Source organism: Actinokineospora auranticolor, from assembly GCF_002934265.1.
GTDB lineage: Bacteria > Actinomycetota > Actinomycetes > Mycobacteriales > Pseudonocardiaceae > Actinokineospora > Actinokineospora auranticolor.
Genome location: NZ_PTIX01000004.1, coordinates 248,147 through 272,493 on the forward strand (window position 1 = coordinate 248,147; position 24,347 = coordinate 272,493).

At 71.2% G+C, this 24,347-nt stretch carries 19 protein-coding genes, 2 tRNA genes and 1 pseudogene; 9 read left to right on the forward strand and 13 right to left on the reverse strand.

Going from position 1 to position 24,347, the window contains the following annotated elements:
* Positions 1-78 precede the first annotated feature (78 nt).
* Together CLV40_RS09630 and CLV40_RS09635 are read left to right on the forward strand one after the other, a co-directional pair.
* Positions 79-849 carry a sensor histidine kinase gene (locus CLV40_RS09630; protein ID WP_245931188.1) on the forward strand — a complete coding sequence of 257 codons (771 nt, stop codon included), beginning with the start codon at positions 79-81 and terminating at the stop codon, positions 847-849.
* A gap of 29 nt (positions 850-878) precedes the next feature.
* Positions 879-1,532: a response regulator transcription factor gene (locus CLV40_RS09635; RefSeq protein WP_342752256.1), complete on the forward strand. Its 654-nt coding sequence runs from the start codon at positions 879-881 to the stop codon at positions 1,530-1,532.
* On the opposite strand, the gene CLV40_RS09640 is transcribed toward CLV40_RS09635, so the two are convergent.
* A complete protein-coding gene (locus CLV40_RS09640; protein WP_104478503.1) occupies positions 1,529-2,752 on the reverse strand; it encodes an MFS transporter in 1,224 nt (407 codons plus the stop codon). The genes CLV40_RS09635 and CLV40_RS09640 overlap by 4 nt on opposite strands.
* Before the next feature lie 413 nt (positions 2,753-3,165).
* Between CLV40_RS09640 and CLV40_RS09645 the strand changes: the two genes are divergently transcribed.
* The gene (locus tag CLV40_RS09645) at positions 3,166-4,047 is read left to right on the forward strand and encodes an SDR family NAD(P)-dependent oxidoreductase (protein ID WP_104478758.1); all 882 of its coding nucleotides are present in this window, start codon (positions 3,166-3,168) and stop codon (positions 4,045-4,047) included.
* A gap of 2,165 nt (positions 4,048-6,212) precedes the next feature.
* A complete protein-coding gene (locus tag CLV40_RS37845) occupies positions 6,213-7,475 on the forward strand; it encodes a GGDEF domain-containing protein (protein WP_181043410.1) in 1,263 nt (420 codons plus the stop codon).
* 418 nt (positions 7,476-7,893) lie between these two features.
* Here the strand turns inward: CLV40_RS37845 and CLV40_RS09655 are convergent, their stop codons facing one another.
* From CLV40_RS09655 to CLV40_RS09665, 3 genes are all read right to left on the reverse strand, one after another.
* Positions 7,894-9,363 (reverse strand): S1 family peptidase, encoded by a 1,470-nt coding sequence (locus CLV40_RS09655; RefSeq protein ID WP_104478505.1) that lies wholly within the window; start codon positions 9,361-9,363, stop codon positions 7,894-7,896.
* Positions 9,364-9,648: 285 nt separating this feature from the next.
* Positions 9,649-10,641 (reverse strand): LysR family transcriptional regulator, encoded by a 993-nt coding sequence (locus tag CLV40_RS09660; protein WP_104478506.1) that lies wholly within the window; start codon positions 10,639-10,641, stop codon positions 9,649-9,651.
* 526 nt (positions 10,642-11,167) lie between these two features.
* Positions 11,168-11,986 (reverse strand): DUF4184 family protein, encoded by an 819-nt coding sequence (locus CLV40_RS09665; protein ID WP_104478507.1) that lies wholly within the window; start codon positions 11,984-11,986, stop codon positions 11,168-11,170.
* Positions 11,987-12,086: 100 nt separating this feature from the next.
* On the opposite strand from CLV40_RS09665, the gene CLV40_RS09670 reads away from it, so the two are divergent.
* Positions 12,087-13,217 (forward strand): glycoside hydrolase family 3 N-terminal domain-containing protein, encoded by a 1,131-nt coding sequence (locus CLV40_RS09670; protein WP_104478508.1) that lies wholly within the window; start codon positions 12,087-12,089, stop codon positions 13,215-13,217.
* 208 nt (positions 13,218-13,425) lie between these two features.
* On the opposite strand, the gene CLV40_RS09675 is transcribed toward CLV40_RS09670, so the two are convergent.
* Together CLV40_RS09675 and CLV40_RS09680 are read right to left on the reverse strand one after the other, a co-directional pair.
* Positions 13,426-14,391, reverse strand: a complete 966-nt coding sequence (locus CLV40_RS09675; protein ID WP_104478509.1) for a M28 family metallopeptidase — start codon at positions 14,389-14,391, stop codon at positions 13,426-13,428.
* A gap of 370 nt (positions 14,392-14,761) precedes the next feature.
* Positions 14,762-14,834 (reverse strand) — tRNA-Lys (locus CLV40_RS09680).
* A gap of 214 nt (positions 14,835-15,048) precedes the next feature.
* On the opposite strand from CLV40_RS09680, the gene CLV40_RS09685 reads away from it, so the two are divergent.
* Positions 15,049-16,239, forward strand: a complete 1,191-nt coding sequence (locus CLV40_RS09685; protein WP_245931189.1) for a L,D-transpeptidase — start codon at positions 15,049-15,051, stop codon at positions 16,237-16,239.
* Between the two features lie 9 nt (positions 16,240-16,248).
* On the opposite strand, the gene CLV40_RS09690 is transcribed toward CLV40_RS09685, so the two are convergent.
* The 4 genes from CLV40_RS09690 to orn form a co-directional block, all read right to left on the reverse strand.
* Complete coding sequence (locus CLV40_RS09690; protein ID WP_104478511.1) at positions 16,249-16,461, reverse strand: RNA-binding S4 domain-containing protein; 213 nt, start codon at positions 16,459-16,461, stop codon at positions 16,249-16,251.
* Positions 16,462-16,530: 69 nt separating this feature from the next.
* Positions 16,531-17,307, reverse strand: a complete 777-nt coding sequence (locus tag CLV40_RS09695) for a S1 family peptidase (RefSeq protein WP_104478512.1) — start codon at positions 17,305-17,307, stop codon at positions 16,531-16,533.
* A 458-nt stretch (positions 17,308-17,765) separates the two neighbouring features.
* Positions 17,766-17,841, reverse strand: a tRNA-His gene (locus CLV40_RS09700).
* Positions 17,842-17,917: 76 nt separating this feature from the next.
* A complete protein-coding gene (orn, locus tag CLV40_RS09705; RefSeq protein WP_104478513.1) occupies positions 17,918-18,526 on the reverse strand; it encodes an oligoribonuclease in 609 nt (202 codons plus the stop codon).
* 130 nt (positions 18,527-18,656) lie between these two features.
* Here orn and CLV40_RS09710 point away from each other — a divergent pair, with 130 nt between their 5' ends.
* Positions 18,657-20,135, forward strand: a complete 1,479-nt coding sequence (locus CLV40_RS09710) for a glutamate-cysteine ligase family protein (RefSeq protein ID WP_104478514.1) — start codon at positions 18,657-18,659, stop codon at positions 20,133-20,135.
* Here the strand turns inward: CLV40_RS09710 and CLV40_RS09715 are convergent.
* Positions 20,132-21,640 (reverse strand): PH domain-containing protein, encoded by a 1,509-nt coding sequence (locus CLV40_RS09715; RefSeq protein WP_104478515.1) that lies wholly within the window; start codon positions 21,638-21,640, stop codon positions 20,132-20,134. The genes CLV40_RS09710 and CLV40_RS09715 overlap by 4 nt on opposite strands.
* On the reverse strand, positions 21,637-22,131 hold the full coding sequence (locus CLV40_RS09720) for a PH domain-containing protein (protein ID WP_104478516.1): 495 nt from the start codon (positions 22,129-22,131) through the stop codon (positions 21,637-21,639). The genes CLV40_RS09715 and CLV40_RS09720 overlap by 4 nt, the downstream gene beginning before the upstream one ends.
* Positions 22,132-22,358: 227 nt before the next feature.
* Here CLV40_RS09720 and CLV40_RS40995 point away from each other — a divergent pair.
* Both CLV40_RS40995 and CLV40_RS37850 read left to right on the forward strand, forming a co-directional pair.
* Positions 22,359-22,802, forward strand: a pseudogene (locus tag CLV40_RS40995) (NsdA family TPR-like regulatory protein); the annotation flags it as partial.
* Between the two features lie 43 nt (positions 22,803-22,845).
* Positions 22,846-23,022: a hypothetical protein gene (locus CLV40_RS37850; RefSeq protein ID WP_181043411.1), complete on the forward strand. Its 177-nt coding sequence runs from the start codon at positions 22,846-22,848 to the stop codon at positions 23,020-23,022.
* On the opposite strand, the gene CLV40_RS09725 is transcribed toward CLV40_RS37850, so the two are convergent.
* Positions 23,019-24,224: an NAD(P)/FAD-dependent oxidoreductase gene (locus CLV40_RS09725; protein ID WP_104478517.1), complete on the reverse strand. Its 1,206-nt coding sequence runs from the start codon at positions 24,222-24,224 to the stop codon at positions 23,019-23,021. The genes CLV40_RS37850 and CLV40_RS09725 overlap by 4 nt on opposite strands.
* Between the last annotated feature and the right edge of the window lie 123 nt (positions 24,225-24,347).

Genomic DNA, 24,347 nt, shown 5'->3' on the forward strand with positions numbered 1-24,347 from the left:
CGGGATGTACACCCGTGGCCGGACGCGCCCCGTGGGACAGTGGTCGGCGTGTGGCACCTAGGCGCGGGTTGGCTGGTCGTGGCGGTTGCGACCGCCGCGGTCGCCGCTGCCCTCGGGCTCCTGCTCGCGCGGTCCCGCCGGGCCCACCGCGCGGCATTGGGGGAGCGCGGCTGGCTCCTGGAGCGCGAACGGGAGACCGCGTCGAAGACCGCGGTGGACGCCGAACGGGCCCGGATCGCGCGCGAGCTGCACGACATCGTCAGCCACAACGTGAGCGTGATGGTCGTGCAGGCCGGGGCCGCCCGCCGGGTCCTGGCCGCACGGCCGGGAGACGCCGAATCCGCCTTGCTGGCCGTGGAGACCGCGGGCCGCGACACGATGACCGAGCTGCGCCACCTCCTCGGCCTGCTGGCACCCGCGGCCGACGGCACCGAGGACCTGTCCCCGCAACCGAGCCTGAGCAGGCTCAGCGGCCTCGTGGACCGGATCGCGTTCGCCGGGCTGCCGGTCGAGGTCCGGGTTTCCGGCGAACCGCGGCCGTTGCCCTCCGGCGTCGACCTGACGGCCTACCGGATCATCCAGGAAGCACTGACCAACGCCCTCAAGCACGGCAACGGCCAACCGGCCGAGGTGACCGTCCGCTACACCGAGCACCACCTGCGCGTCGAAGTCCTCAACAGCGGCCCGAGCGTGCTCGCGGGCGACCCGCCGGTCGGCGAGCCCGGCGACGGCCGGGGCCTGCTCGGCCTGCGCGAGCGGGTCGCGGTGCTCGGCGGCGACCTCGACGCCCGCAAGCGGCTCGGCGGCGGGTTCCGGGTGCGGGCGAAGATCCCGCTGGCGGCACCGTGAACCCACGCGCAGGTGCGGATCCCCGTGTCGTGATCGCCGACGACCAGGCCCTCGTCCGCACCGGTTTCCGGATGATCCTGGCCTCCGGCGGCATCGACGTCGTCGGCGAGGCGGCCGACGGGGTCGAGGCGGTCGAGGTGGTCCGCGCCACCCGCCCGGACGTCGTGCTCATGGACATCCGCATGCCGACGCTGGACGGCTTGCGGGCCACCCGGCAGATCCTCGCGTCCGTGCCGTGCCGGGTCCTCATGCTCACGACGTTCGACCTCGACAAGTACGTCTACGAGGCGCTGGCCGCGGGCGCCAGCGGTTTCCTGCTCAAGGACGTGACACCCGAACACCTCGTCAACGCCGTGCGCCTGGTCGGCACCGGGGACGCGCTGCTGGCCCCGTCGATCACCCGGCGGCTGGTCGAGCGGTTCGCCGCGGCCGTCCCAGCCGTGCCCGCCATCCCGGCCGCGCACCGCGACCTCGGCGGTCTCACCCCGCGCGAGCTGGAAGTGCTGCGGCTGCTGGGCAAGGGGCGGTCCAACGCGGAACTGGCCGTGGAGCTGACGCTGAGCGAGGCCACGGTGAAGACCCACGTGGCCCGCATCTTCGCCAAGCTGAACCTGCGGGACCGGGCCCAGGCCGTCGTCCTCGCCTACGAGACCGGCCTGGTCGCGCCCGGCGACAGCGCCTAGGCCGCTTCCCGGCTGTCCGTCGGCGCCTCGGCGGGCGCGGGGGCCGAGGCCGCGGAATCGTTGAGGCGCCCCCACATCAGCCCGGCGGGCACCGCGATCAGCACGCCGAGCAGACCCGCCAGCGCCACCGTGGTCATCGCCGAACCGATCAGCTCGGCCACCAGACCGCCCAGGGCCACACCGAGGCCCTGCGACACCCGCAGCCCGGTCCGCGCCGCGCCGAACGCGCCACCGCGGATCTCGTTGGGCACCAGCGTGTTGAACACCGCCATGACCGTGATCTGGTACGCCCCGACCGCGCCCGCCAGGAACAGGACCACCAGCGCCGCGGGGAGGCTCGGTTTGACCGCGAACAGCACCAGGAAGCCGACCGAGGCCGTGGCCAGCACCCCGATCAGCCGCGGTCTGTGCCGGGCGGGGACGAAGTGCGAGATGGCGAACGTGCCGAGGATGAAGCCCAGCGGGTCCGCGGCCAGCAGCCAGCCCACCGCCTCCGGCGCCGCACCGGCCTCCTTCGCCAGCGGTGCCGCGAGACCCTCGGGGATGACCGCGAGCCCCACCAGCCACGAGAGCGTCAGCAGCACCCGGAGCTTGCGGTCGCCGAACACCCACTTGGCACCGTCGAACCACCCGTCGTTCTTGGAACCCGCGGGCGGGCGGTTGACAACGTTGCGCCACGTAAGGAATGCGGCGATCGTGAACGTACCGGCGTCGATTATCAGCGCCCACGACGCGCCGATCGCGCTCACCAGCAGACCGCCGCCGCCGAGGCCGAGCAACATGGTCGTGTTCGTGGTGATGCCGCGCAGGTCCTGGCTGCGCATGTACATCGCGTCGTCGGTGTAGATCTCCCGCAGGGTCGCGTTCTGCGCCGCCATCGCCGGGGACTGCACCATCGGGACGATGATCACCAACAGGAACAGCGCCCACAGCGGCATGTGGGGAATCGCCATCAGCGCCACAACGGCCGCCTGCAGCAGCGCGCACACGACCATCAGGTTGCGCCGCCGGTAGCGGTCCGCCAGCTGCGAGAGCCCCAGGCCGCCCGCGAGCGCGGGCAGGAACGTCAACGCGTAGATTCCCGCCGCGTAGAACGCCGAACCGGTGCGCTGGTAGACCAGGATCGCCAGCGCCACCCGGGTCAGCTGGTCGCCGCCGACGGACACCGCCTCGGAGAACCAGAGCGCGCGGAACTCGCGGTCCGCGAGGACCGCCGACATCCTGGGTGCGGCTCGGCTCACGTGTGCTCCCGTCCGACGGGCGGTGGCCCGCGCGGCTGACTCCATCCTCCGCACCCGGGGTCTGGGTGCGGTGAACCCGGTGTTCACTCCTGCCGCTGGGTCATCGCGGCGTCGCACAGAGTACCGGCTGAACCGCCCCGCATAAGTACTTGTGAAGTTTCCTCGGCCCGGAAATCCGGGCGATGCGCCCGTCCGGCGCAACAGGGGTGACCGGTCCGCGCCTACCGGCGCGCTGAACGGACGAGCGCGCTCGGCGCAGTGCGCGGCCCGCTCGGCGCCACCACCGGAGTCGGTGGGGGATTTTCCGGCCAAACCGCTCGACACTGGCCACCGAACCGGTGCTCGTGGTGACCGGTTTGTCGGGGCTGGCGCGGGAAAACGGGGTGAGCCGGATGGACGGCAGGGCGGTTGTCGTGACGGGCGCGGGGCGCGGGTTGGGCGAGGCGTTCGCCGAGCACCTGGCCGGGGTCGGCGCGGCGGTGGTGGTCAACGACGTGGACGCCGAGCGGGCCCGGCTGGTGACCGCGCGGATCCGCGCGAACGGCGGTGCCGCGGTGGCCAGCGAGCACTCGGTCGCCGACCCGGAGCAGGCCGCGGCCATCGTGGACCTGTGCGTCGCCGAGTTCGGCGCGATCGACGGCCTGGTCAACAACGCGGGACTGAACTACGAGGCCCTGCCGTGGGAGGACGACCCGGCGCGGGTCCGCGCGGTGGTCGAGGTCAACGTGCTCGGCGTGATCTACACGGGCCTGGCGGCGATCCGCCGGATGCGGGCCGCGGGCAGCGGGTCGATCGTCAACGTGTCCTCCGGCGCCTCACTCGGCCAGCGCACGCTCGGCAGTTACGCGGCGACGAAAGGGGCCGTGTCCTCGCTGACCTCTTCGTGGGCGCTCGACCTGGAGGACTCGGGCATCCGGGTGAACGCGATCTGCCCGAGGGCCTACACGCGGATGGTGTGGACGTCCGAACGGGCCAGCAGGCAGACGCCGCCCGAGCACACGCCCGACCTCGTGGCACCCGTTGTGCACTTCCTGTTGGACGACGACCGCTCCGGCGGGATCACCGGTCAGGTCGTGCGCTGCACCGGCCCGGAGTTGCACGTGGTCGGTCAGCCGTACCTAAAAGCCCCGATCCTGCACCGGGACCGGTGGGACGTCGAGACTGTCACGACCGCCTTCGCCGAGGTGCTCGGCGGGCACCTGGAGCCCTACGGGTTGGAGAAGCGGCCGCCCGCCCGCCTGCGGAAGTGGTTGGCACCGATGCGCACCGCGTGAGTCCGGTCACCTTGCGTCGACGAGGTTCGGAAGATCACTATCTCCGGTACCTCTGTTGGGGTCACGCCGGGTCCGGCGAATGCCCGAATCGGTTCGGCGACACGTCCGAGTAATGTCGTGCTCCATTCGGGCGCTGCTTGGCGTAGCGGGGTCGCTACTGTCGGCGCAGGACGTACCGTGGAGACAGTGGTGGCGCACGGGTTCCGCCGGGGCTCGTGACACACGGCAAGAGTGGTACGCGATGGTACGGACGAGCCGGTTCGACGCGTTTCGGCGCGACACCGGGAAGAGGGACAACCCCTCCGGCCACAGCCGCGTCCCCTGGGGCGCGGTCGCCGGAGCGGTCGGGGATGGAGTTCGGAGAGGAGGCAGCACCGTTGGGTCTCACCGATCGCGGAGACGGACGGACAGCGCCTCTGTCGGGGCTCCAAGTGCCGGTTCCGCCAGTCTCCGGTGGGGACACCCGGGAGGGCGGTAGCGAGGGCGCTCGCGGTCAGGTGGACCGGGGCGAGTGGACTACCAATCGCGGCTGCGCAGCGGGCGCTCCTGTCGGTGTGGACGGTCCCGTGGGGGACGGTTCCGAGGGTTGTGTGACGCAAATCACCAGTCGCGAGACATCTGCGGCTCCTTCGGGGGACGTGTCGGACGGTGTGGGGGACCGGGTCACCAATCGCGGCTACGCACCGGGGGCTCCTTCGGTTCGAGGGGTGGACGGGGACGTCGACGCCGCACTCACCAGTCGCGGGACATCGGGCACTCCTGACGGTCTCGGTTCGGACGGGACGGGGGCTGTGGTCACCAGTCGCGGGATATGCGCTGCTCCGGTTGCTGTCGGTGCGGACGGGGTTGCCGGTTCGCTCACCAGTCACGAGACATGCGGGGCTCCTTCGGGGGTACTCGGTTCGGATGAGGCCTCTGCTGCGTTCACCAGTCGCGGGACATCGGGGGCTCCTGTCGATCTCGGTTCGGACGGGACGGGCGGTTCGGTTACCAGTCGCGGGACACGGGGGGCTCCTTCGGGCGTGGTCGGTTCGGACGAGGTCTCTGCTGCGTTCACCAGTCGCGGGACATTCGGCGCTCCTTCTGCTCTCGATTCGGGCGGTTCCGTCGTCGTGGTCACCAGTCGCGGGACATCTGCGGCTCCTTCCGCTGGTTCGGGCGGTTCCGGTTCGCTGCTCACCAATCACGGGACATCGGGCGTTCCCTCCCATTCCGGTTCCACTGGGCTCGAAGCGGGTCTCACCAGTCGCGGGACATCCGGGGCTCCTTCTGTTCTCGGTTCGGACGAGGACTCCGCTGCGGTTACCAGTCGCGAGACATTCGGCACTCCCTCTGCGCTCGAATCGGACGAGGTCGGTTCTGCGGTCACCAGTCGCGGGACATCTGCGGCTCCTTCTGGTCGTGGGGCGGGCGGATCGGAGAACGGGGTCACCAGTCGCGGCTGCGCATCGGGCGCTCCTTCTGTGGTCGGTGTGGACGGTCGCGGCTCGGGGTTCACCAGTCACGGGACACTTGGGGCTCCTCAGGGGCTCGGTACGGACGAGGTCGGGGACTCACTCACCAGTCACGGCTGCGCATCGGGTGCATCTCCTCGGTTCTCGGTCGGGTTGGACGATTCAGCTGCCACGAACGTGGTGGCCACGGGGCTCACCAGTCACGGGAACTCATGGGGTGCTCCTTCGGTTGAAGTGGACGGTCGGGACGACTCGGGGGAGGTGTGCGTGGTCACCAGTCGCGGGAACGCATCGCGGGCTCCTTTCGGCGACGACGAGGGGGCATCCGCTGGGGGTGGTTGGTCGGCGGACGGCGTAGCGGGGGGACTCACCAGTCACGGGAACGCATCGGCTGCGGCTCCTTCGCACGAAGTGGACGGCCGGGGGGAGCGGGTCGCCGGTCACGGGAGCGCATCGCGCACACCTCCCAGGGGATCCACGCTGGACGAAACGCTTGACGGGCCCGAAGGTGACGCCGTAGCCGCGGATACCGCGCCCACGGGTGACGTACCCGCTGTGCCCGCTCCCGCATCGGGAACACCTCCTCGTGACTCGCGCCCCGAGGCCGAGCAGACCCACACCCTCCGCGACGCGGCGCGGGAGCGGAACGAGCGGCGGTTCCGGTCACGGCTAAGTGTGACCGACTCGCTCCGCAGTGAACACCCTTCGTTGGTGCGGTTGGTGCGGGGCTGGGGCCTGTGGTCGCTGCCTCCCGCCGCCAGACGCTACGTGATCATCTTCGAGCTCGTCACGCTGATCGCCGTCACGTTCGCCTTCGTGACATCCCCGGCGGCCACCGCGGCCGACTGGCGGGCGGGCGGCGTACTCGTCGGCGCGGGCATGGTCCACCTGTGGTTGACCCGCCGCACGGAGGAGACCCGGCGCGACCGCGGGCCGGGTCCGCACATGGACACCAGCGTGGTGTGGTTCCTGCCCGCCATGGTGTTGCTGCCCGCGTGGATGGCCGTGCTGGCGCTCATGCTGCTGCGCGTGCAGCTGTACCCGGTGGCCCGCCGACCGCTGTTCCGGTACACCTTCGGCACCGCCGGGATCCTGGTCGCCGCGCTCGGCTCGTACGCGGTCGTCCGGGTCGCGGGCGTCACCGTCGACACCGCCATCGGCCCCCGTGACGTGCTGGTTCTCACCCTCGCCGGGCTCGCTTACTTCGTGCTGAACGCGCTCTCCATCGCCGGTGTGATCGCCCTGTCGGCGCCCCAGCCGACCTGGACCACGGTCATCGGCAGCCGCCGCGACAACGCGCTGGCCGCGCTCACCGTGTGCCTCGGCGTGCTCGCCGCGCTGGCCATCGCGAACGCCTGGCTGGCGCCGCTGTTCCTGGTGCCGCTGCTGTGCGCGATGGACTGGGGCGCGCTGCAGATCGAGAACCTGCGCGGCGACGCGCGCACCGACCACAAGACCCAGCTGCTCAACTCGCGGGGCTGGCACGAGCAGGCCGGGCGGGAGCTGGCGCGGGCCAAGCGGCAGCGCGGCACCACCCTCGCGGTCGCCGTGCTCGACCTGGATTACTTCAAACAGGTCAACGACACATGGGGCCATCCGGCGGGGGACGCGGTACTGCGAGCGGTGGGGGCCGTGTTGCGCGAATCGGTCCGCCAGGGTGACGTGGTGGGTCGGTTCGGGGGCGAGGAGTTCGTGCTGTTGTTCCCCGACACCGACCTCGACGCCGCCGCGATGGTCGCCGAGCGCATCCGGCTGGGCGTCGCGGCCATGTCCGTGGCGGCCACCGACAAGCGCGGCCAGCCGGTCGTCATCGCCAACCGCACGACCTCCATCGGCGTGGCCGCCGCCACCGGCGACGACGCCGACCTGGAGACCCTGCTCCAGCGCGCCGACGCCGCGGTCTACGAGGCCAAGAACGGCGGCCGCGACCAGGTCCGCAAGGCCGAACCGCCGACCGCCGAGGTCGTCGCCTGAGTGCCCGGTTGTTCTCCGAATGAGACCTGACCGATCCGGACAGTCCCACTGATCGGGACGCCGACTGCCCCCAGGGTCGGCTGCCGCTCGGAATCACGGCGGCTCGCCCGCCCCTTGGTGCAGTCTTCGGCGACGAGTACCAGGATCGCCCGCCGTCCCATTCGTTCTCCGGGGCGGCGGATCCCCCATGATCGCCGGAGTGGGTTCGACGACGATTTCGCCGTCGGTCGGGAAATGATCGCGCGCGCGATTTTCGCGTGTCGTGGAAGTCGATTCGGAACAGGCCGGAAAAGTGTTCCGCGGGCGCGCGACCGTTCAGCGTTGCGGCGTCGGTGCGGATTCGTCTCGGGTCCCGTAGTGGCACGGACGCACGGCACCGGCGGGGATTACCGTGACATCCCCGCCGGTGCCGGGTCAACTACGGGCGCGTGACCCGCAGCGTGTAGCTGCCGCCGCCGCTGTAGGCGTGGACCTGCCAGCGGTAGTAGCCCGCGGTGCCGGAGTAGGACACCGTCTCGCTGTTGGTCGGGGTCGTCCCGCTGGCCACGTTGGCCCAGGCCGAACCGTTCCACTTCTGCAGGTACAGGTCGAAGTCCGTACCGGCGGGACCGGTCAGGCAGCCGCGGTGGGTGCCCGACGCCGTGGTCTGGTAGTAGCTGTTGCCCGGCTGGATGGCGCTGCCGCCACCGGCGAGGGTGCCGGTGTAGGCGGTGCCGGTGCAGTTGCCGGGCGGGGTGGTCGGTGGGGTCGTGGTCGGCGGGGTGCCGCCACCGTTGGTGACCAGGGTCAGCCCGTACGCCTGCAGGATCTCGTTGACCGGCTGGAAGTACGTGGTGCCGCCGGAGGTGCAGTTGCCGGAACCGCCGGAGGTCACGCCCTGGGCCTGGCTGCCCGAGATCGCCGACCCGCCGGAGTCGCCCGGCTCGGCGCAGACGTTCGTGCGGATCAGACCCGTGATCGTGCCCTCGGCGTAGGTGACCGAGGCGTTGCGGGCCGCGATGGTGCCGCAGTGCCACCCGGTCGTGGAACCGGAGCGGCAGATCGACGAGCCCACCGGCGCGTCGGTCGACCCGGCCACGGCCACCCGGCCGCCGGAGTAGTTGTTCACCGCGCCGACCGGGGTGTTGCCCGCCGCGACCCGCACGAAGGCGTAGTCGTTGCCGGGGAAGCTGGATCCGGCGAAGGAGCCGCTCGGCTGGGTGGTGGACGCGCCGCTGGTGCCGCAGTGCCCGGCGGTGACGAACCCGCCGTTCACCGAGAAACCGACCGAGCAGCGGGTGCCGCTGCCGATGTAGTACGCGTTGCCGCCGACCACGTCGATCAGCTTGCGCGGCGCCTCGTCGGAGGCCTCCACGCTCACCGCGTCGGCGGGCACACCGCTGGCCGCGACGAACGCCCTGGCCGCCGCCAGCGCGGTGCCCCGGGACTTGAGCACGATCCGGTTGCCCGGCAGGTCCACGTACCAGCTCGCCACGGTGCGCGGGCTGCGCGCCTGGTTCGCGTCGAGTGTGGCCTTCAGCTCGTCCAGTTGGGCCTCGGTGCGGCCGACCACGACCGCGTCGGCGCCCGCGGCGCGGGCCGTGGCGGCGGCGGAGTTGTCCGTGACGCCGACGACGAGCTTGCCCCGGCCCGCGTCGTACCACGTACCACCCAGCCTTCCGGACAGCTGCTTGCGCAGCGTCCGGTCCGCCTTGCCCGCGCGGTCCTCGTTGGACAGCCGCGCGGCGGCCCGCGCGGCGTCGAGTCCGAGGTCCCGCTGCATCGCCGCGCTCATGCTTTCGGCCGCCGCCGGGGCCGATGGCGCGGCCTCGGCGGATAAGCCCACCGCGACGACCGCGCCCCCGGTCGCCACGGCGGCCGCGAGCAGGGCTGTGATTCGTCTTGCCATGCCGTTCTCCTTGTGCAGGGGAAGGTGTACGGGATGGCTGCGTACCGGCGCGTTCAGGCGGGGGAGGGTGTCGTGCCCGCGCCACCCACGGCCGGGTGGCTGGCCCGACCGGGTGGACCGGTTGGCTAGACCGGTCGAGGGGCCCCAAACGCAGGAATGCCCGGTGACCTCCGACCAGGACGGGAGAGATCAACCGGGCGAAACGGTCAGCAGGTGCCTGCACAGTAATCCGCGTCACACACGATCAGGGCATAGCACTTGACCATAGCTCCTGGCTTGCGCCGACTAGTTCGACGACGGCCCCTCCGGTAGCTCGACGCCGAAGCCGGGGTGGTCGCGCAGGAACTCGGTGTACCGGGCGCTGCGGGCGATCACATCGGCGTAGGCCTGGCTGGCCAGTTTGACCAGCTGGTCGGAGAAGGCGGCGGCGGACCCGTCCGGGTGCCACCCGATCAGGTTGCGCCAGCGCAGCGGGTTGCCCGCGATGGGCACCGCGACCACACCGGGCATCTGTCGGAACATCGGTTGGCACAGCACGACGGCATCACCGGACTCCACGAGGTCGATGCAGCTCACGACATCGGTCTCGTACAGGGTGCGCGGGGTGAAGCCCGCTCGTGCGCAGGCCGCGGCGAAGCAGTCGGCGAAGCAGCCGTCGCCGGGGGTGGCCCCCCACTGGACGCCCGCCAGGTCGCCGAGCTCGACCTCGGACTGGGTGGAGAGGGGGTGCTTGTCGGACAGCAGGACGAAGACCGGGTCGGTGGCCAGCGTCCGCCAGATGAGGCCGGGTTGGGACGGTGGCGGGGCGTCTCCGCAGACGCCCGCCAGCGTGTAGTCGACCCGGCCGTCGGCGACCATCGCGGCCAGCTCCTCGGAGGACCAGGAGACGTGCGTGGTCACGTGCAGGTCGGGGTAGGCCGCGTTGAGCTGGTGCACCAGGCCGCCGAGCACGGGGCCGGTGGCCGAGCCCAGGCGCAGCCGGGACGGGGTGTCGCCAGGGAGGGAGGCGTTGTTGGCGAACCGGGCGGCCTCTTCGCGCAGGCCGGACACCGCGGGTAGCAGCAGTCGCGCGCGAGACAGCACGAGTTCACCCAGTGGGGTGGGTCTTGCTCCTTTCCGATCCCGTTCGAACAGTGGTCCACCGAGGGCGCGTTCGATCCGGTGGAGCTGAGCGGTCAGGGCCGGTTGGGCGAGGCCGAGCGTGGACGCGGCCTTGGTGATGCTGCCCGCCTCGGCGACCGCAACGATGATTTTGAAGTGGCGCAGCTCCAGCTCCATGGGACAAAGCTAGGCCGAAGGATCACCAACGCCAAGCTTTAGGACCACGGCGCACGAGTTCTGCTGATTGTTGATCGGAGTTGGTCGGTCTGGTCCAACTCTGTTCACCTTGGTTGCGGAGAACTCCACCGGTCGCTGCGGACGGTCCCCGGGCGAACACGATCGCGGCCGCCGGTGTGTGGCCCCGATTCTGCAAGTTGCAGACGCGATGCGCCAGAGGTTCTTAGCCGAGGCAACGGAACTCCCCGGGGTCGCGGCCGAGATCCCTTGCCCCGCCAGCGGTCCCGCCCGTCGGTCGTTGTGTGATCAACGGCCGTAGACGTAGACCATTCGGCGGTCACTCAATGGTCTGTACCAGCGGGTAGTCAACCATCAGCCGGGTGTCACCGGAGCGTCTCCGGGTGTTGACTTGACCATGAGCGCACCGGCCGCCCCCGCCGGGCGGGCGAGCCGGGTGGCGAGGTGGGCGCGGAGCAGGCTGGGCGCGCCGGACCCGAGTGGACGGTCCGGGGTGGACCCGCCCGGTTCACCCGCCGGTCGCCGCCCGCCGGGCCCGCAGCCGCTGCCGGACCCCGATCAGCGCCAGCGCCACGAACGCGCCCGACACCAGGCAGATCGACACCCGGTTCATCCCCGCCTGCACCTGCGTCGCGCTCGGCGCCACCCCCGAGGCCAGCCGGTGCGCGTACGCGAGCACCGGCCGGTCGGCCACCCACGCCATCACCGGCAGCGCCCGCACGGCCGCCAGCACGATCCCGGTGGCCACCACCGCGCAGATCACCCGCCCCGGCCGCCTGAGCGGCTCGTAGAGCGCCGGGACCACCGCCACCGGCTCCCGGCGGCGCAACCACCGCACGGCCCACCAGACCAGCAGCGCGGCTCCCGCGACGCTGCTGGCGTACTGCAGGAAGTGGTAGCGCGGCATGCCGACCCAGAACCACAACCGCAGGCTCGGGTAGTGCTCCACGACCCACCCGTTGTGGTGGGTGAACGCGTCCCACACCAGGTGCGTGGCCCCGCCGATGAGCACCGACACCACCATCGCCACGCTCAGCCGCGGCACCGGCTCCCTCGGCACCAACCGGGCCCGCAGCCGCGCGGGCGCCAGCGCGACCAGCGCGGGCACCACGAAGAGCTGCCACACCGCCAGCACCGCCAACGCCACCGGCAGGTCGATCAGCACCAGCCCGAGCCACGTGTGCGTGCGCGCGTCGACCCCGGTCTCCAGGAAGACGAAGTACAGCAGGTCGGGCGACATCGTCCCGACCACCAGCGCCGACCCGACCAGGGGTCCGCGGCGGAGCAGCGGGAGCGCCGCGGCGGCGTGCGAGAGCGTGTATGGCATGCCGCCACCATGCCGGCGCGCTGTGCCGGGTATGGGGGCGACTCGTGGACATCCTGTGGAGCCGCGCGCGGCGGTAGGCCCGCACGGGTGAGAATGGCGCGTGCCCACAGTCCGGACGTCGCGCGTGCTGGCCGCGGTAGGGGTCGGCTCCGTCGTCGCGACACTGGTGACCGCGATGGTCCCGCCGGTCGAGGTGGTCGCGGGCGTGCCCGCCGCCGCACTGACCCACCCGGAGCGCGGTCCCGACCCGTGCGACCCGGTCATCTCCGGCCTGACACCGCGGCAGCGGCTGGCCCAGGTGCTGATGATGGGCGTGGACCCCAAGGGGCCCGAGGACGCGCGCGCCGCCGTCGCCGAGGGCATCGGCGGGATCTTCGTCGGCGGCAACCCCACGGCCCTGCTCGTCGACGGGCGACTGCCCGCCGTCGCGGCGGGGTCGGCGCTTCCGCTGATCGTGGCCGTCGACGACGAAGGCGGCCGCGTCCAGCGGGTCGACGAACTCGACGGCGACCTGCCCAGCGCCAGGCAGATGGCCGCCACCATGACCGTGGACCAGGTCCGGGCCCTGGCCCGCGACCGCGCGGCCAGGCTCACCGCGCGCGGGGTCACGCTCGACTTCGCGCCGGTGGTCGACCTCACGGCGGCGCCGGACCGCACGGTGATCGGCGACCGCTCGTTCAGCCCCGACCCCGACACCGCCATCCGCTACGCGGGCGCCTTCGCCGACGGCCTGCGCGACGGCGGCATGCTGCCGGTGCTCAAGCACTTCCCCGGCCACGGCCGCGCCACCGGCGACTCGCACGGCGGCCGGGTGACCACCCCGCCCCTCGACGAGCTGCGGGGGAGCGACCTGCGGCCGTACCGGGAACTGCCCGCGCGGGGCCCGGTCGCGGTCATGGTCGGTCACCTCGACGTACCGGGCCTCACCGGCGACCTGCCCGCCAGCCTCGACCCCGCCGTCTACCGACTGCTCCGCGAAGACCTGGGTTTCGACGGCCTGACCTTCACCGACGACCTGGGCGCCATGCGTGCGATCTCCGACCGCTACGACCTCCCCGAAGCCGTCCTCCGCGCCTTCGCCGCGGGCGCGGACGTCCCGTTCTGGTCCTCGGGCGGCCGCCTCCCGGAAATCCTGACCCGCCTGGAAGCCGCGGTGACCGCGGGCGAACTCCCCACCTACCGCGTCGTCGACTCCCTGCGCCGAGTCCTGCGGTACAAGCGCGTCTGCTGAGCCAAGGGCAGGCGCTACCGGATCACCCACGGCCGGAGTTGTCCACAGGCTCGCTCCGGCCAGCCGCACGAGTACGTCCCGCCAACTAGATTTTCGTAATAGGGGTTCCCCTATCGAGGGGACCCCTCGCGGGCGTCGGGCGGCGGTCGCCGGGGGTAGACGAACGCGGGCCACCCCGGTCGGGGTGGCCCGCGTCAACGAGCGTCGATCAGATCGCCGGGGCGCCGGACAGCTTCCAGATCGCGTAGGCGATCGCGTCCGTGTGGCGGTCCAGCGAGGTGGTGTTGACGTTGGTCGTCTTGTCGCACGACCGGTGGTAGCAGGCGTCGAAGGCGGTGTTGGCCTGGCCGCCCCACTTGCGGGCCTGCGCGGCGGTCTTGGTGCTCTCGGCGCCGCTGAACAGGCCGCCGGTCGGGATGCCCGCCTTGGCGAACGCCGCGTGGTCGGAGCGGCCGCCGACCACCGTGGTCTCGGTGGGCACGTTGATCTGCGTGAAGTACTCCTCCAGCGTCTTCTGCAGCGTGGTGGAGCCGGTGGGCTGGCCCGACGACGAGTAGACGAAGTAGCCGGGGTTCGGCGAGCCCGTCATGTCGAAGTTCAGGTAGCCCTTGATCCGCGACTTCTCGGCGGCGGACAGGGTGCTCACGTAGTTGTTGGAGCCCAGCAGGCCCAACTCCTCCGCGCCCCACCAGCCGAACCGCAGGTGCTTGGTCGGCTTGAGCTGCGCCCGCGAGACGGCCAGCGCGACCTCGATCAGCCCGGCCGAACCGGTGCCGTTGTCGTTGATGCCCGGTCCGGCGTTCACGCTGTCGAGGTGGCCGCCTGCCATCAGGATGTTGTTCGCGTCACCGCCGGGCCAGTCCGCGATCAGGTTGTAGCCGGTCGCGCCTTGCGCGGTGAAGGTCTTCACCGAGGTGGTCCACCCCGCCGCGTCCAGCTTGCCCTTCACGTAGTCGATCGACGCCTTGTAGCCGGGCCGACCGTGCGCCCGGTTGCCGCCGTTGTTGTTGGCGATGGTCTGGAACTGGTTGAGGTGGGCCTGCACGGCCGCCACCGAGATATCCGGCGCCGCGAGCGCGTTCGCTTCCTGGTTGGCCGACGCCCCGGGCGCGATGACCACCGCGCCCAGCAGTGCGAGCCCGGCGACGACCGGCAGAACCACTTTCCTGGTCATGGTTTGGTGCCTCCAGCAGGGGTAGGGGACAACCGCCCCTTGATCCTGTTGCACCGCCCGCTTCGCCCGAAAGAACTGGTAATTGCCTTTATTCCCACACTGGCATATTCCCGACCTGGTACGGATTGACGCCGCGCTGTGAATGTGGGAGAGAGATGTGCCGCGCGCCACAAAAATGGGAACAGGACACCCGCGTGATTTCGCCACCCGCGCGCAAGGGTGGGAAGTCTGAAGTGGACGGATTTGCGCCACTTTGGGGGTCCGGGGGTGAAACCCGCCGGGCGGGGTTCGGGGGTTGCACCCCCGAAAATGCCGAGTGGCCGAGGTGTGTTCGCGCTTTCCACGAACACACCTCGGCCACTCGGACTCGTGCGCCGCCAGGGACTCGAACCCCGAACCCGCTGGTTAAGAGCCAGCTGCTCTGCCAGTTGAGCTAGCGGCGCTCGTCAGGATCTCTCCTGCTGACGGGTGAAAAGTTAGCACAGGGTGTCGGTCGGGAAGAAATCAGGGGGTCCCCCTTGTGCGATCGGGCGGTACCGGCCCACGCGCGCGAGCTCGTCAGGCACACTGTTCCCACAGGTCGGGGCCAGGTTGTGAGCAGGACGGGCGGGTCGTATGTCCAGGGGTGGGCGCTGTCGAGGATGGACCGGAGCGGCTGTGGGTGCCGCTTTGGTGGCGGTGCTGACCGCCGCCGGATGCTCGTCGGGGGACACCCCGACTCCACCCGAAGGGGTGAACTCCGGCACCGCGACCGCGAGCGCCTCGCCCACGTCGACGGCCAAGCCCGCCCCCGTGCCCTTCGCGCTCGCGCTCACCCCCGCCGACAAGTCCGCCGACGTGCCACCCGGTGACGCGGTCACCGTCGCCGCGACCGGCGGCAAGCTCACCGAGGTCCTGGTCACCGGTGCGGACGGCAAGGCCGTGGCGGGCGCGCTGGCCGCGGACGGCGGCACCTGGCAGACCACCGAGGCGCTCGGCTACGGCAAGACCTACACCACCTCCGTCAAGGCCCAGGACGGCGACGGCAAGCCCGCGACGTCCTCCGCCACCTTCACCACCGCCAAGCCCAAGCGCCAGACCGCGCTGTCGATGAACCCGCTCGACGGTCAGAAGGTCGGCGTCGGCCAGACGTTCGCCTTCTACTTCGACGCCACCATCACCGACAAGGCCGCCGCCGAGAAGGCGATCCAGGTGACCGCGTCTCCCGTCACGGAGGGCGCCTTCTACTGGTTCAGCGACAAGGAGGTGCACTGGCGGCCGCGGGAGTACTGGAAGTCGGGCACCACCGTGACGGTCAACGCCGCCATCTACGGCAAGAACCTCGGCAACGGCGTCTTCGGCCGCGAGGACCGCAAAGCCACCGTCACCATCGGGGACTCGGTCGTCGCCGTCGCGGATGGACAGACCCACCAGATGACGGTCACCGTCAACGGCACCGTGGCTCGCACGATCCCCATCTCGCTGGGCAAGAAGGCGCACGAGACGCCGGTCGGCACCTACACGGTCATGAGCGAGCACACCAACTACGTGATGGACTCCTCGACCTACGGCGTCCCCGCCGACGCCGCGGGTGGCTACCGCACCAAGGTCGCTGTCGCGAGCCGCATGTCCAACAGCGGCATCTTCTACCACTCGGCGCCGTGGTCGGTGCGCGACCAGGGCGTGCGCAACGTCAGCCACGGCTGCATCAACATGTCCGTGGAGAACGCCGCCTGGCTGCAGGAAATCTCGAACAAGGGCGATGTGATCGTGGTGCAGAACTCCGGCGGCCCGGTGCTGGAGGCGTGGGACGGCCTCAGCGTCTGGCAGGTCCCGTGGGAGACCTGGCGCCAGGGCGGCAAGAAGTAGGGCAGCGTCCTAACGGGACGTGACGCGGATCTCCTCGCGGCCCACGGTGACGTGGTCACCCGGGTGGACCTGCCTGCCGCGCCGGTGCTCCGGCTCCCCGTTGACCGCGACCTCGCCCGCGTCGAGCAGGTCCTTGGCGTGGGCGCCGTCCTCGGCGATGCCCGCGAGCTTGAGCAGCTGGCCCAGCCGGATCATGTCGTCGCGGATCTCGATGTCGTGCATTCCTCGACCCTAAAGCGCGCAGGTGCCCCCACCCGGAGTCGGGTGGGGGCACCTCGGTCGTTCAGGCGCTTACAGGGCGCCGGTGTAGCCCGTGATCCACGACTTGTGCGCGACCACGTCGGTGTAGATCGACGGGGCCTGGGCGCACTGCGAGCCACCGCCGGAGCGGCTGGTGGCGCCGGTCAGCTGCCACCCGCCACCGGCCTGGATGACCTGCGGGCCACCGGAGTCGCCGTAGCAGGCACCCGCCCGGCTGCCCGGGTTGTTGGTGCAGATCTCGATCGAGCCGGAGATGCCCGAGCAGCGGCTGTCGGCCACCACGGAGGTGTCGAGCTGCTGCAGGGTCACCGGCGCGCCGCAGCCACCGGCCTGCGGGCAGGTCTGGCCCCACCCGATGATCCGGCTGGCCTGGCCGGTCGCCCCCGAGCTGGCGGCGATCTGCACCGGGGCCTGGGTGACGCTGGTGCTGAGCTGGATCAGCGCGATGTCGTAGCTGGTCCGGTAGCTCGGGTGCACGATGATCCGGGACGCGCGGGCGACGGTGCCGCCGCTGGTCCGGTTCGTGGTGCCGATGCGCGCCTGGATGCTGGACGCCGACTTGCCCTGCACGCAGTGCGCGGCGGTGACGATCCAGTTGGCCTTGATCAGCGAGCCACCGCAGAAGTGGCTGCCGGAGGTGCTCTGCAGCGACGCCATGAAGCTGTAGGTCTGCGTCGCGTTGGTGCCGCCGACGATGGCGGGCGTCATGATCGGACCGTCGTCGGGTGCCGCCGAGCCGACCGACGGCGCGGCGATCGCCGTCGCCGCCGCGGCCACCAGGCCGAGCAGCAGGGTACGAACCTTCATTCGGCACTCTCCTTCCGCACCGGGGCCCTCGACCCGGTGACGATAAGAGAAAGTAGGTAACTCGCCGTGGTGGTGGCCAGGGGGTTAACGGCGTCCCCAGTTACCAGAAGTGGTGTACCAATTACCAGTTTGCCTGCCCGAAAGATATTCGTCTGACCGGTTGTGAACGGCCATCCCCGGCGATACCGGACAGACTGGTCCGTTCCACGGATATAGCACGGGTGCCGATGCCGCCATAGGACGCGGCCGTGCGGGTGCCGGATTCGCCCGATCTTGACTACCCACCGCACACGCGGTATCAGACCCCGCCGACCGGCGAACTACCGGTGCTGGTCTCCGATCACCGTCACCACGCCCGCCCGCGTGAGGGGCTCGCACCGTGGGGGTCTGGGGGCGCCCCCCAGATGCAACAAAAGGCCCAGCCATGTTCGCTCTCTCCGCGAACATGGCTGGGCCGTTGGGGTGAGTGACGGGACTTGAACCCGCGACTTCCTGGACCACAACCAGGTGCTCTACCAACTGAGCTACACCCACCACAGTCACCTCTGGGAGCTGGTCCCTGCGGTGCTGGAACATCGTAGCGTGCCCTGCACGCAGTTTTGAAACTGGGTTAGGGGTTGGGGGTGGCCAGGAGGGCGTCGGCGACCGACTTGGCCTCCTCGGTGGTCGGCCCGGGGTGCGGGACGAACACCGTCCCCCGGTAGTACCGCAGCTCCCGGATGGACTCGCGGATGTCGGCCAGCGCCCGGTGCGCCAGGCCCTTGTCCGGCTGCGCGTAGTAGACCCGCGGGTACCAGCGCCGGGCCAGCTCCTTGATCGATGACACGTCGACCATCCGGTAGTGCAGGTGGCCGTCGAGTTCCGGCATGTCCCGGGCGATGAACCCGCGGTCGGTGGCGATCGAGTTCCCGCACAGCGGCGCGGTGCGGGACTCGGGTACCCATTCCCGCACGTAGGCCAGCACCTGCGCCTCGGCCTCCGCCAGGGTCAGCGCGGAGGCCCGCACCTCGTCGGTGAGCCCGGACCTGGCGTGCATCTCGCGCACCACCTCCGGCATCCCCGCCAGGTGCGCGTCGTCGGTGTGGATCACCAGGTCGACGCCGTCGCCGAGGACGTTGAGCTCGGAGTCGGTGACCAGGGCGGCGATCTCGATCAGCGCGTCGCGCCCGAGGTCGAGGCCGGTCATCTCGCAGTCGATCCAAACCAGGCGGTCGCTCACCCGGGCGAGCTTAGTCCGCCGCGCCCGGCCTCCGGCCGACGCGGGCTCGTGTCCGCCTCGGCGACCGCGCCTTGGGCCGGTCGGCCCAACCGGTGTGGCGGGTCGGTCCGCGATGGATCACGCTGGTCGCATGGGCAAGGATGTCGAGTCGACGGAGTTCACCCGGGCCGACCGCACGCGGTTCCGGCAGAAGGTCCGCCGGTGCCTGGACGTCTTCGCGCAGATGCTCGCCGAGTCCCGCTTCGACGCCGACCGGCCGATGGCGGGGCTGGAGATCGAGCTGAACCTGGTCGACGGCGCGGGCGACCCGTCGATGCGCAACGCCGAGGTGCTCGCCGCCATCGCCGACCCGGCGTTCCAGACCGAGCTGGGCCGGTTCAACATCGAGATCAACCTGCCGCCGCAGCGGCTGGAGGCGGGCGGGTTGACCCGGTTCGAGGAGCTGATCCGCGCCGACCTGAACGAGGCGGAGGCCAAGGCCGCGCGGATGGGCTCGCACATCGTGATGGTCGGCATCCTGCCCACGCTGCGCACCGGGCACACCGGCGCCGAGGTGCTCTCCGCCAACCCCCGCTACAAGCTGCTCAACGAGCAGGTCCTGGCCGCCCGCGGCGAGGACCTGGAGATCAACATCGGCGGGGTGGAGCGGTTGGCGACCACGGCCGACTCGATCGCCCCGGAGAGCGCCTGCACCAGCGTGCAGTACCACCTGCAGGTCGCGCCGGAGGAGTTCGCGCGGTACTGGAACGCCAGCCAGGTGGTGGCGGGCGTGCAGGTCGCGACGGGGGCGAACGCGCCGTACCTGTTCGGCAAGCAGTTGTGGGCCGAGACCAGGGTGGCGCTGTTCGAGCAGGCCACCGACACCCGGCCGGACGAGCTGAAGGCGCAGGGCGTGCGGCCCCGGGTGTGGTTCGGCGACCGCTGGATCACGTCCATCTTCGACCTGTTCGAGGAGAACGTGCAGTACTACTCGGGCCTGCTGCCGCTGGTCGACGAGGAGGACCCGGCCGAGGTGCTGGCCCGCGGCGACATCCCGGAGCTGCACGAGCTGCGCCTGCACAACGGCACGGTCTACCGCTGGAACCGGCCCATCTACGACATCGCGGGAGGCCGCCCGCACGTCCGCGTGGAGAACCGGGTGCTACCAGCGGGTCCGTCAGTGGTCGACACGGTGGCCAACGGCGCGTTCTACTTCGGACTCGTCCGCGCCCTGGTCGACCAAGACCGTCCGCTGTGGACGCAGATGAGCTTCTCCGCCGCCGAGGACAACTTCCACGCGGCGGCGCGCAACGGGATCGACGCGCGCGTGTACTGGCCGGGCGTGGGCGAGGTGTCGGCGGCGGAGCTGGTGCTGCGCAGGCTGCTGCCGCTGGCGCACGAAGGGCTGGCGTCCTGGGGTGTGCCGTCGGGGGACCGGGACCGGCTGCTGGGCATCATCGAGCAGCGGTGCGTGACCGAGCGCAACGGTGCCACCTGGCAGGTCGAGGCGGTGCGGTCGCTGGAGCGGTCCCGGTCGCTGGACCGCGCGGCGGCGCTGCGGGAAATGGTGCTGCGCTACCGGGAACACATGCACACCAACGAACCCGTGCACACCTGGCCTGTGCCTTAACGGAGAAACTGCCCGATGAGGTCCGGCACGGCCTCGTCGACCAGGTCGAGGCCCTGCTGGTCGCCGATGTCGATGACGTGGTAGCCGCCGCTGCCCGCCGCGGTGACCGCGGTCAGCGTGAAGACGCCCGCGCGGCGCTGGAACACGGTGCGGGTGAGCTTCCAACCGAGGACACCGGTGCGCTGCAAGGCGACCGTGCGGCGGTCGAGCGAGCCGGAGCGGCTGACCAGGTAGCGGTCGGTGAGCGCGTGGCCGAGTGAGGCGTAGCGGCTCAGTCCTAGGAGGACGGACAGCGGCAGCAGCGCGATGGCCGCGAGCCACGTCCACATCGGCCAGCCCGCGGCCGTGTCGAGCACCGCCAGGACCACCACGAGGAGCAGGTTCGGGACGACCGCCCGGACGATCCGCCGGGCGCGGGCGCGGGGCGGGTGGGTGGTCAGCGGGGTCGAGGTCGGCGGCTGGTCGATGGCGAGGACGTCCGCGCAGACCCGGTCGGCTTCCGCGCGTGGCGCGGGCGGGAGCAGCAGGCTGCTGCCGCCCGCCCGGTTGAGCCCGGTGGTGATCGCGGTCAACCTGGCACCACCACCGGCCCGCAGCAGCAGCGGCTCGTGCAGCGCCGCGCCGCGCAGGCGCTTCTCCTCGATGGACACCGAGCGGGTGGTGAGCAGCCCCCGGCGGACGCGGACGGTGCCGTCGGCCTGGCGGGTCAGCCGGAAGTTGTGGTTCTGCAGCAGGTAGTTGGCCAGCGAGGCGAAGACCGACAGCACCGCGACGGCCCCGGCGGTGACCGGTACGACCGTGCCCCAGTCGGTCTGGCTGATCCACCCGAAGCCCTCGCGGATCGCGCCGACCTCGGAGAAGCGGAAGTCCCACTCGTTGGCGAAGTTGGCGATGAAACCGAATGTGATGCCGATGGTGAGGAACCCGGAGAGGGTGAGCGGCGCGTACCGGTACCACCGCGTGTCGAGACCCGCGATCGGGACACCCTCGTCCTCGGTCGCTTCGGCCTCGACCGCGACCTGGGTCGTCGGCCGGTGCAGGAAGGCCTGCCGCAGCCGGTCGGCCTCGGCGGCGGTGACCGCGTCGAGCACCACGGTGCCCTCGCCGGGGGAGCGTTCCTGCTGGCCGGTGCCGACCCGCACGGCGGCGAGCCCGAACAGCCGGTGCCCCAGCTTCGCGGTCAGGTCGACGGTGCGGACCCGGTCGCGCGGGATGCTCCGGCGCTGCCGGAAGACGACGCCCTTGTGCAGTTCGACGTGGGTGTCGGTGATGCGGTACTTGGTGGTGAGCCAGGACAGCAGGCCGAAGGTGACGATGAGCGCCACCAGGCCTACGCTGGTCACGATCCGCCAGGTCTCGACGTTGCCCAGGAAGATCAGCCCGACCAGCACGGGCAACAACCCGATCAGCTCGTTGAGCGGCCGCACGACGATCATCCGGGGGTTGAGCCGCCCCCACTCCGGCGCGGCCTCCACGAACTCCGGCGCGGCGGGCAACGCGGTCACGTGGCGTCCCCCGGCGTGGCCTGGGTGGTCGCGGACAGCTCGTCGACGACCTTCGCGGCGACGGTCGCGTCCAACCCGTCGATCTTCAACGGCCCCTGCGCGGAGGCGGTCGTGATGGTGACGGTCGAGAGCTTGAGGAGTTGCTGGAGGGGGCCGCGCCCGGTGTCCACGGTCTGGATCCGCGAAATGGGCGCCAACCGCCACTCCTGGGTCACCCACCCGCTCCGCGTGAACACCGCGTCCGCCGTCGTCTCCCAGCGGTGCACCCGGTACCGCCACTGGGGCATGACGGCGACGTGCACGACGCCGACGACCGCCGCGCCGATCGCCGTGTACCGCAACCACCCGGGCGGCTCGTCGCTGAAGAGCGCGATCCCCCCGTGCACAGCGAGGACGAAGACCCAGAAGAGCCCCGCCCGCAACGCCCACTGCACAATCGCCCGCCTGCTGACCAGGTTCGCGGGCGCCCGCAACCGCCACTCCGCACTCACTCCCCAAGTGTGCCTCGTCCCGGAGTGGCCCTACGTCATTCCCGAGGACGACTCACCAACGCCCCCGAGGATGACGATCACCGGAGACCACCGGCCGTGACCACCTCGACACCGCCCGGGGCGGGTAGCCGCCTTCCGGAGGTGCCACTCGGGGTGACACATCGCCAGATCCACCGACCTCGACCTACGCTCGATCACCGGTTCGCGACGGCACTCGGGAGATCGTGATGGCCGGGGAGAACGCAGAGCTGCGGGCACTGCTGTCCCGCGCGGGGCTGAGCAACTCCGCACTGGCCAGGGCGGTGGTCCAGGCAGGGGCCACCGAGGGGGTCCACCTGGCCACCGCACCGGGATCGGTGCGCCGGCTGCTCGACGGCGCCCAGCCGCGGACACCGGTGCCCCGGTTGGTCGCGGATGTGCTGTCCCGCAGGCTCGGTCTGCGGCTCTCGGTCGCCGACTGCGGGCTCACTTCAGTGCCCGATGAGGCGAACACGTTCGATGGGTTGCACGTTTCCGCGATCTTTGATGGCACGATCGCGACCGTGGTTGAACTGTCAGGTCGAGACCTGGATCGACGCAACTTCATGGTCGGTTCGGCCCTCGCCGTCGCCGCCTTCGCGGAACCCGCGTGGCTTGCCATGACCGCGAGCCACGGCGGCCGGGTCGCCAAGGCGGGTGGGATGCGCCTCGGCATGACCGATGTCGAGGTCCTGCGTGCCACTCGGCGATCGCGACGCGGCCGACCACGCCACCGAACTCGCGTTGACCGCTGTGGGGCCGTTGTCGTCCGAGCGGACCGTGGAGCGGGTCCGGGCCCTGCGCAGGCGGGCGCGGAAGGTCGGGGCCCGTCAGGTCGACGAGCGGATCACCGCGTTCCTCGCCTCGTCCTAGCCCAGCTCCCCTGATCGCAGCGTCCCCTCGTCGACCTCCGCCTGCCGGTCGACCAGCGCTTGGAGCGCGTCGCCGTCGTCCCACTGGTTGACGTTCAGCGCGCCCCGCACCCGGCCCGCCCGCAGCCAGAAGGCGATGAACGAGCGCTCCGCCAGGTCGCCGCGGACCACTAGGTCGTCGGTCAGCGGGTCGAACAGGCCGCGGACCTCCAGGCCGAGGTCGTACTGGTCCGAGAAGAAGTACGGGTTGGCCGTGTACGGCTCGGCCTCGCCCAGCAGGCTCGCCGCGACGGTCGCGCCCTGGTCCTTGGCGTTCGCCCAGTGCTCGACCCGCACGCGGGTGCCGTGGCGGGGGTGGAAGTGTGCGGCGATGTCGCCGATGGCGTACACGTCCGGGGCCGATGTGCGCAGGGACGCGTCCACCGCGACGCCGCCGGTGTCGGCCAGTTCCAAGCCCGCCGCCTCGGCGAGGGCGGTGTTCGGGGTCGCGCCGACGCCGACCACTACGACGTCCGCGTCGACGGTCGACCCGTCGGCGAGCCGGACGCCGGTGACGCGGTCGGTCCCGACGAACTCCGTGACGCCGGTGCCCAGCCGCCAGGTGACGCCGTGTTCGGCGTGCAGGTCGCGGAACACCTCGCCCACGACGGGGCCGAGGGTGCGGTGCAAAGGCAGCGGTTCGGGTTCGATGACCGTGACTCGCGACCCGTGCCCGCGCGCCGCCGCGGCGACCTCGCAGCCGATCCAGCCCGCGCCGACCACCACGACCCGGACACCGTCGCCGAACGCGGCGCGCAGGGCGAGGGAGTCGTCGAGGGTGCGGAGGGTGTGCAGGCCGTCGAGGTCGGCGCCCGGGACCGGCAGGGTGCGCGGGGTGGAGCCGGTGGCCAGGACCAGCCGGTCGTACGGGTGCCGCGCGCCGGTCTCGTCGACCACGGCGCGTCCCCCGAGGTCGAGTTCCGTCACGCTGGTGGCGGTCACCAGGTCGATACCGTCGTAGAAGTCGGCCTCGTGCACCCAGTCCGGCTCATCCGCTTCGCCGAGCAACACGGCCTTCGACAGCGCGGGCAGCTCGTACGGCCGGTGCCGATCGCGCCCGATCAGCGCGATGTCCCCGGCGAAACCCCGTTCACGCAACGACCCGGCGGCGGACGCCCCCGCCAACCCGGTCCCGACGACGACGATGCGGTGCGGTTCGGCCATGCCTTCATCCCCCTGGGGATCGGGAAAACCGGTGCGTCCCCGACGTTAGACCCACCCGACCCCCACGCGCCCGCTGAGAAAATCTTGAGATCACATCACCTTCGCCGTCACAGCTCGTTACCG

Excerpts from the sequence above, each read along its gene's own strand:
- CLV40_RS09725 (WP_104478517.1), bottom strand. The coding sequence starts at position 24,224 with ATGGCCGAACCGCACCGCATCGTCGTCGTCGGGACCGGGTTGGCGGGG.
- CLV40_RS09695 (WP_104478512.1), bottom strand. The coding sequence starts at position 17,307 with ATGAAGGTTCGTACCCTGCTGCTCGGCCTGGTGGCCGCGGCGGCGACG.
- CLV40_RS09675 (WP_104478509.1), bottom strand. The coding sequence starts at position 14,391 with ATGACCAGGAAAGTGGTTCTGCCGGTCGTCGCCGGGCTCGCACTGCTG.
- CLV40_RS09710 (WP_104478514.1), top strand. The coding sequence starts at position 18,657 with ATGGGCAAGGATGTCGAGTCGACGGAGTTCACCCGGGCCGACCGCACG.
- CLV40_RS09645 (WP_104478758.1), top strand. The coding sequence starts at position 3,166 with ATGGACGGCAGGGCGGTTGTCGTGACGGGCGCGGGGCGCGGGTTGGGC.
- CLV40_RS09640 (WP_104478503.1), bottom strand. The coding sequence starts at position 2,752 with ATGTCGGCGGTCCTCGCGGACCGCGAGTTCCGCGCGCTCTGGTTCTCC.
- CLV40_RS09655 (WP_104478505.1), bottom strand. The coding sequence starts at position 9,363 with ATGGCAAGACGAATCACAGCCCTGCTCGCGGCCGCCGTGGCGACCGGG.
- CLV40_RS09690 (WP_104478511.1), bottom strand. The coding sequence starts at position 16,461 with ATGCACGACATCGAGATCCGCGACGACATGATCCGGCTGGGCCAGCTG.
- CLV40_RS09660 (WP_104478506.1), bottom strand. The coding sequence starts at position 10,641 with ATGGAGCTGGAGCTGCGCCACTTCAAAATCATCGTTGCGGTCGCCGAG.
- CLV40_RS09665 (WP_104478507.1), bottom strand. The coding sequence starts at position 11,986 with ATGCCATACACGCTCTCGCACGCCGCCGCGGCGCTCCCGCTGCTCCGC.